This is a genomic window from Undibacterium sp. 5I2 (genome assembly GCF_035019605.1).
Taxonomy (GTDB): domain Bacteria; phylum Pseudomonadota; class Gammaproteobacteria; order Burkholderiales; family Burkholderiaceae_D; genus Undibacterium.
Genome location: NZ_JASJVS010000098.1, coordinates 1 through 7,145 on the forward strand (window position 1 = coordinate 1; position 7,145 = coordinate 7,145).

Below are 7,145 nucleotides of genomic sequence, written 5' to 3' on the forward strand. Positions count from 1 at the left end.
ACGAGGTATGCGGTGTTTCAGGTGTAAAAAACGTCCATCAGGCTTTTGCGACAGCCTCTGAAGGCCGGGGTTTCAAATCCTAGTCAGATTTTTGATGAAAAAAACCGCGCGGCAATTTTGCGGCGCGGTCGTTTGATCAAACTAATTCAAGCTGATTAATTCCAAAATTTCCACCAAACCTTGTTCTGTTTCTGTGTGCCGTTGACGAAAGCGCTTTGCGGAAAGTTTTTCGTGAACACGCGATTGGCATCGTCACGCAGTTCTATCATACCCATGGCATCATAGGATTTGACCAGAATATACAGCGCTTCTTCGGTCGACGGTGCATTCGGATACTCGGTAATCGCCGATTGCGCACGGTTGGCCGCGGCCAGATAGGCACCGCGCCGCAGGTAGTAACGTGCAACGTGAACATCGTATTGCGCCAAAGCATTGACAAGGTACTTCATCCGCGCGATCGCATCTGGCGTATACTTACTGTCTGGGAATTGGGTAGCGAGTTGCTTAAATGCATCAAATGAATCGCGCGAGGCTTTCGGATCGCGTTCGGTAATATCTTGATTTGCCAAGAAATTCATCAGACCAAGTTGGTCATTGAAACTGATCAGCCCACGCAGGTAATACATGTAATCGACATTGGCATGATTCGGGTGCAGTTTGAGAAAACGTTCGACTGCCGCCAAAGCCTGCGCCTGATCACCCTGTTTATAGTAAGCGTAAGCGGTATCCATTTGTGCTTGCTGGGCATAAGTACCGAACGGGAAGCGTGATTCCAGCTTTTCGAAGTACTGAATGGCCTTTTCATACCCGCCATTTGACATTTCGTCTTTTGCTTCAGCGTATAATTTTGATGCTGACCAGGTTTTGGTCTCGTCAGCCTTATCGCTAAAAACGCCACAGCCGCCTAAGGATAAGGAGGTGGCGAGTGCCAAAACCAGTAATTTCAGAGATTTAATGTGCATAAATTTGTGCGTGAGCATGAGAACAATTTACGGATTATAGCCGATGACAAAAAATGTGAAGCCTACTACAACAATGATTTTGTCAGATTCTGACCTTGACACCGACCTCGAATTGGTGAATGAAGCAGCAGAAGCGGATGAGGATTTTTCTTCCGTAGTCGAAAACATCGAATTAAAACTGACGCCGGTATGCTGTGGTGAACGCTTGGACAAGACCATTTCCAAGCTGGTTCCGCAGTATTCACGCAGTCGCATACAGCAATGGATAGAAGAAGGGCATGTCACGGTCGATGGCAAGCCGGGTCGGACCAAGATGACGGTGCTCGGTGACGAGCATATCGTGATCGTGCCACAACCGGCACCGGACGAAGGCGCGTATGCGCCGGAAAATATCGCCCTTGAGGTGGTGTATGAGGATGAGGCACTGATCGTCATCAATAAACCGGCCGGCATGGTGGTGCATCCGGCGGCCGGCAATTGGTCCGGCACCTTGCTCAATGGCTTGTTGTATCGCTGGCCGGTCTTGCTCGGCGTACCACGCGCCGGCATCGTCCACCGACTCGATAAAGATACTTCCGGCTTGATGGTGGTGGCCAAGACCTTGATCGCCCATACCGATTTGGTCCGTCAGTTGCAGGATCGCAGCGTCAGGCGCGAATACTACGCACTGGTTTGGGGTACGCCGAATTTGTCCGGTACCATTGATGCGCCGATGGCCAGGCATCCGCGCGACCGCATTAAAATGGCAGTGTCGAGCAGCATGTTGGCGAAACCGGCCATTACTCATTTTCAACGACTAGGTAGCGGCTTGCTGGAAAAATTTCCAGTCAGCCTGGTGGCTTGCCAACTTGAAACTGGACGTACGCACCAAATCCGCGTGCATATGCAGTCGTTGAAATTTGCCTTAGTCGGTGATCCTCTGTATGGCAAGCAACATCTGGCACGCTTTTTCCCGCGTCAGGCTTTGCAAGCACGCAAACTTGGTTTGATTCACCCGGTCAGTGGCGAGCATATCGAGTGGCAAGTGGAAGTCGCGAGCGATTTCGCTGAATTGCTCAGCAGCGCTGGTATCACGCTGTAATGGTGGCGCTGCAGTCTGCTTGGCATGGCTTGCAGCCAGATTGGCCATTGCCACCGCGCATTAAGGCCGTCAGCACACAGCGGGCTGGCGGGCTCAGTGGCGGCCCCTATGGCGCGCTCGATGGCGCTGGCGGTCTCAATCTGGGCGACCATGTCGGTGATGCGCCGGCCGCGGTACAGGCGAATCGACGTCTGCTCGCGGCGGCAATTGGTGCCGAGCCTGTATTTTTATCCCAAGTTCATGGAATTCGCGTTGTGCCAGCTGAAAATTTGCTGCCTGGCGAGTCTGCCGATGCGGTGTTTTCTGCTACTCCCGGCGTAGTCTGTGCGGTCTTGACGGCCGATTGCCTGCCCGTATTGTTTTGCGACAAGGCTGGAGTAGTGGTTGCTGCCGCGCATGCAGGTTGGCGTGGTTTGGTGGCTGGTGTCTTGGAGCAAACGGTGGCACACATGCGTGCTGCCGGTGCTGCTGACATCAGCGCGTGGTTGGGGCCGGCAATCGGCCCGCAACAGTTTGAGGTAGGTCAAGAAGTTGTTGATTTATTTACACTTCGACACCCGAATACTTTACAGTATTTCGAGAAAAAATCAGTGGATACCACGCAATTTGCTGCGCCGCATAAATATCTGGCCGATATTTATGGTTTGGCACGTTTGATACTTAAGCAAGTCGGGGTGGACCAGGTGTGTGGTGGTGAGCATTGCACCGTTACTGAAGCAGCGCGATTTTATTCTTATCGCCGTGATGGTGTGACGGGACGCATGGCCAGTTTGATTTGGCTGGAATAATTCCTGTCAAGCTTGATCGGTGTAGGAATTTTCTGATTTTTCTTCAATAACTTGTTTTTGTTGCACTGCAACTTCACTTTCGCCACGCCGGTGCTTGCGCAGTGTGCTGCCCATCAGGTATAAAACTATTGTTAATGGGAAAACACAATACATGAGGAAAGTCATGCAGCCGGCGACGACCGATGGTTCTGTAATGGCCATGAGTAAAACGACGTAAACCCAGGCGATGGCGACAATGTACATGAGAGCAAGTTTTGGAGTGAATCGGAAATCAGTAGCTTAACCGGGCAGTTTTGAAGGGGAAATGTTATCAGCCATATATACAGCCGCAAGCTTGGTATGAATCCGCAACAATACGCGAAAATCAGGAGACACGCATGAAGACTTTCGATCCTCAAGCTATGTACTCCGAATGGATGTCACAGCTCGTCACACAAAATCCTTGGCAAACATGGATGAAACCGCCGGCCGCCGTCAGCCAAGCTCCGGTGCTCGATTTACTCAAAGAAGCCGGGGCCACTATCGATCAGGCCGCCTTAACGCAGCTGCAAAATGATTATATGCGCGAATTTGCCCAGCTCTGGCAAGACTTTGCGAGCTCTAAATTGCCAGACTTGCGCGACAAGCGCTTTGCTTCACCCGGTTGGCATAACCATGCCATGCACTCTTACAGCGCCGCCTCGTATTTGCTCAATGCGCGCTTTTTAATGGCTTTGGCCGAGAGTGTGCAAGCGCCGGCGAAAACAAAACAAAAAATATTTTTTGCGGTGCAGCAAATCATTGATGCCATGTCGCCGGCCAATTTTTTGGTCACGAACCCGGATGCGCAAACCAAGCTGATAGAAACCAAGGGGGAGAGTCTGGCCAAAGGCATCACGCAGATGTTGGCGGATATGCAAAAAGGCCGCATCAGCCAGACCGATGAATCGGCTTTCGAAGTAGGCCAGAATGTCGCCACCACCGCCGGTACGGTGGTATTCGAAAACCGCTTGTTCCAGTTGATTCAGTATCAGCCGCTGACCAAGACCGTACATCAGCGTCCTTTATTGATGGTACCACCATGCATTAATAAATTTTACATCCTCGATTTGCAGCCGGAAAACTCCTTGGTTCGCTATGCGGTCGAGCAGGGAAACACGGTTTTCTTGGTGTCTTGGGCCAATCCCGATGACAGCCTGGCGCAGGTGACCTGGGATGATTATGTCGAGGAGGGCGCAATCAAGGCCATCGAGGTCGCGCGTGCCATCAGCGGTGTCGAACAAATCAATGCCTTCGGTTTTTGCGTAGGCGGCACCATTATTTCGACCGCACTCGCCGTTTTGGCTGCGCGCTCGGTACACCCGGTCAGCAGCCTGAGCTTACTCACTTCTTTGCTCGATTTTTCCAATACCGGCATCCTTGATGTGTTCGTCGATGAAATGCAGGTCGGTTTGCGCGAAAAGAGCATAGGCAAGGGTGGTTTGTTAGCCGGTCGTGAATTGGCCAGCACGTTTTCCAGCTTGCGCGCCAATGATTTGGTCTGGAATTATGTGCAAGCGAATTACCTGCGTGGTGAAGCGCCACCGCCTTTCGATTTACTGTATTGGAATGCCGACAGCACGAATTTGCCGGGACCGATGTTTTGCTGGTATCTGCGCAATACCTATTTGGAAAACAAGCTGCGCGAGCCGGGTGCCTTGACGGTTGCCGGTAGTCCGGTGGACCTCGGTCGTATCGCGGCACCGGTATTTATTTACGGTTCGCGCGAAGACCACATCGTGCCGTGGGAAGCGGCCTTCGCCTCGACCCGTTTGCTCAATCCGCAAGCAGCGAAAAACAACCGTTTCATACTTGGTGCTTCGGGCCATATTGCCGGCGTGGTGAACCCGCCAGCTAAGAAAAAACGGAGTTACTGGCACAATGATGAGGCAGTCGCCACGCCCGCTGATTGGCTTGCCGGGGCCACCGAAGTGGCGGGCAGTTGGTGGCCGCTGTGGTCAGAATTTCTGGCCGAGCATGGTGGCGCCATGCGCAAAGCGCCGACTAAGCCGGGCAGTGCTGCGTATCCGGCCATCGAGCCAGCGCCGGGGCGCTATGTCAAAGTTCGCGCCGAGTAAGCTCGCTTCTCTCGGCAAGTAAGACAGGCATGCTGCGGCGTTGCATGGCGTGGCGTGTCGGGTTCATGAGTAGTGTAAAGATTGACCATTCAACAGGAGATCAAATATGGCAAAACGAGTTGCGTATGTAACTGGCGGTATGGGTGGAATCGGGACTCCGATTTGCAGACGTCTGTGTAAAGAAGGCTATACCGTGGTGGCAGGTTGTGGCCCGAATTCTCCTCGTAGAGAAAAATGGTTGGCAGATATGCGTGCAGAAGGCTGGGATATCCATGCTTCTGAAGGTAATGTTTCAGATTGGGAATCGACCCGTTTGGCGTTTGAAAAAGTACGCGCAGAAATCGGCGAAGTCGATGTCTTGGTCAATAACGCCGGCATTACGCGTGATGGCCAATTCCGTAAGATGAGCAAGGCAGATTGGGATGCCGTCATGGATACCAATCTCAATTCGCTTTTTAATGTCACCAAACAAGTCATCGAAGGCATGGTTGATCGTGGCTGGGGCCGTATTATCAATATTTCCTCGGTCAATGGTCAGAAGGGACAATTCGGTCAAACCAATTATTCCACTGCCAAAGCCGGTATCCATGGCTTCTCGATGGCCTTGGCTCAAGAAGTCGCCACCAAGGGGGTCACCGTCAATACGGTCTCGCCTGGCTATGTCGGCACCGACATGGTGAAAGCGATTCGTCCGGATGTGTTGGAGAAAATTGTCAGCGGTATCCCGGTCAAGCGTCTTGCCGAGCCGGAGGAAATTGCCTCCATCGTCGCTTGGATAGCTTCAAATGAAGGTGGTTATGCGACCGGATCGGATTTTTCGATCAACGGTGGCTTGCATATGGGTTAAGTTGTGTTTCGGCACGCAAACACGCAGCTTTCGTCTGCGAAAGCGCTTTGCGCGTGATTGTGTGCCGATTTTTTGCCGCAATACGGTAGAATAGTCCCATCGGCAGTGTACGTCGCCAAGTCGGCGTGCCTATGCAGGTGCAAAAAAACCAAAAAAAAATGGGGACAATCAGCTTATCGCATTTTGCTTTTAAATGCGCGAGTTTGCTTGCTTGAGTCCGGCTTCCGATCGAAGCGGGATGTGGATTCGTTAATTGAGATTGCAATGAACAGCGCCAAAAAAACAATACAGCATCTGATCAAGAAATACCCGAATCGTCGCTTGTACGATACCCAGACCAGCAGCTATATCACGCTCGTTGATGTCAAACAATTCGTGCTCGAAAATGATGATTTTGCGGTGATCGATGCCAAAAGCGGCGAAGATCTGACACGCAGTATCTTGTTGCAAATCATTTTGGAAGAAGAAGCCGGCGGCTCACCGATGTTTTCCAGCGTCGTGCTGTCGCAAATCATTCGTTATTATGGCCATGCCATGCAAGGAATGATGGGCAATTATCTGGAAAAAAATGTGCAGGCTTTCATCGATATTCAAACCAAATTGTCGGAAAATTCCAAAGGCATTTACGAAGGTAAGCCCTTCAGCCCGGAAATGTGGACGCAGTTCATGAATGTGCAAGGGCCGATGATGCAGGGCATGATGGGCAATTACATCGATCAAAGCAAAAGCTTGTTCGTGCAAATGCAAGAACAAATGCAAAGTCAGACCAAAAACATGTTCAATACCTTCCCGTTTAATCCGGAAGATGTGAATAAAAAATAAAGCCAGTACGGATGCAAAAGGTACAACAGTGGATACGCTTTGTACCTTTTTACTCACTCTTTATGTGCACTACTGAAATACGCCGCCAAGAAACTGCCGTTATGCCGAAAGTGGCGGTCATCTCGCTCGCTTGCCCGTAAGAGCCTTCAGGTAAAAAGAAAGCCCATCAAATGATGGGCTTTTTGCTTGGGTGACAACTGAATGGATCGTCGCAAGCGACGCTGGAAAAGACTCTGGAAGGGGTTTGCCTCCCTTCCCATCGGGTCGCTCCTTCCTCGCTCACCGGCCTGTAGGCCGGTGTTTCAAACCCTAGTCAGATTTTTGATGAAGATCTATCATGTAGCAGCTTCCTCTTTGGACTCTTTACTTATTGCGTCCAAGGCAGCTCTGGATAGAAAGCCACTTCTTGTTTCGTGGCGTTTTTCTACATAAGTATCGATCTTGCTAAGAACAAAGCGGGGAATGCTGATGTTTATAGTGGATCCACATATCCGGACAACAGTTTAAACTAGTGTCTGTCGAAAAGAGACGAGGCAGACCATGAGTGAA

7 protein-coding genes and 1 pseudogene are annotated in these 7,145 nt (G+C 51.0%); 5 read left to right on the plus strand and 3 right to left on the minus strand.

Annotated elements, in window-relative coordinates; translation table 11 throughout:
* Positions 1-155 precede the first annotated feature (155 nt).
* Positions 156-962, minus strand: a complete 807-nt coding sequence (locus tag QN359_RS19030; RefSeq protein ID WP_322248715.1) for an outer membrane protein assembly factor BamD — start codon at positions 960-962, stop codon at positions 156-158.
* Between the two features lie 73 nt (positions 963-1,035).
* Between QN359_RS19030 and QN359_RS19035 the strand changes: the two genes are divergently transcribed.
* Together QN359_RS19035 and pgeF are read left to right on the plus strand one after the other, a co-directional pair.
* The gene (locus tag QN359_RS19035; RefSeq protein WP_322251127.1) at positions 1,036-2,043 is read left to right on the plus strand and encodes an RluA family pseudouridine synthase; all 1,008 of its coding nucleotides are present in this window, start codon (positions 1,036-1,038) and stop codon (positions 2,041-2,043) included.
* Positions 2,043-2,831 (plus strand): peptidoglycan editing factor PgeF, encoded by a 789-nt coding sequence (pgeF, locus tag QN359_RS19040; RefSeq protein ID WP_322248714.1) that lies wholly within the window; start codon positions 2,043-2,045, stop codon positions 2,829-2,831. Before QN359_RS19035 ends, pgeF begins: the two co-directional genes overlap by 1 nt.
* A gap of 6 nt (positions 2,832-2,837) precedes the next feature.
* Here pgeF and QN359_RS19045 read toward each other — a convergent pair whose 3' ends face one another.
* Complete coding sequence (locus tag QN359_RS19045; protein WP_322248713.1) at positions 2,838-3,074, minus strand: hypothetical protein; 237 nt, start codon at positions 3,072-3,074, stop codon at positions 2,838-2,840.
* Between the two features lie 134 nt (positions 3,075-3,208).
* Here QN359_RS19045 and phaC point away from each other — a divergent pair, with 134 nt between their 5' ends.
* The 3 genes from phaC (at position 3,209) to phaR (ending at position 6,596) form a co-directional block, all read left to right on the plus strand.
* On the plus strand, positions 3,209-4,927 hold the full coding sequence (phaC, locus tag QN359_RS19050) for a class I poly(R)-hydroxyalkanoic acid synthase (RefSeq protein ID WP_322248712.1): 1,719 nt from the start codon (positions 3,209-3,211) through the stop codon (positions 4,925-4,927).
* A gap of 106 nt (positions 4,928-5,033) precedes the next feature.
* Entirely contained in the window at positions 5,034-5,774 is a 741-nt protein-coding gene (locus QN359_RS19055) for a 3-ketoacyl-ACP reductase (RefSeq protein WP_322248711.1), read from the plus strand.
* Positions 5,775-6,038: 264 nt separating this feature from the next.
* Positions 6,039-6,596 (plus strand): polyhydroxyalkanoate synthesis repressor PhaR, encoded by a 558-nt coding sequence (phaR, locus tag QN359_RS19060; protein WP_322248710.1) that lies wholly within the window; start codon positions 6,039-6,041, stop codon positions 6,594-6,596.
* A gap of 335 nt (positions 6,597-6,931) precedes the next feature.
* On the opposite strand, the pseudogene QN359_RS19065 reads toward phaR, so the two are convergent.
* Positions 6,932-7,072, minus strand: a pseudogene (locus tag QN359_RS19065) (type II toxin-antitoxin system HicB family antitoxin); the annotation flags it as partial.
* Positions 7,073-7,145: the final 73 nt, after the last annotated feature.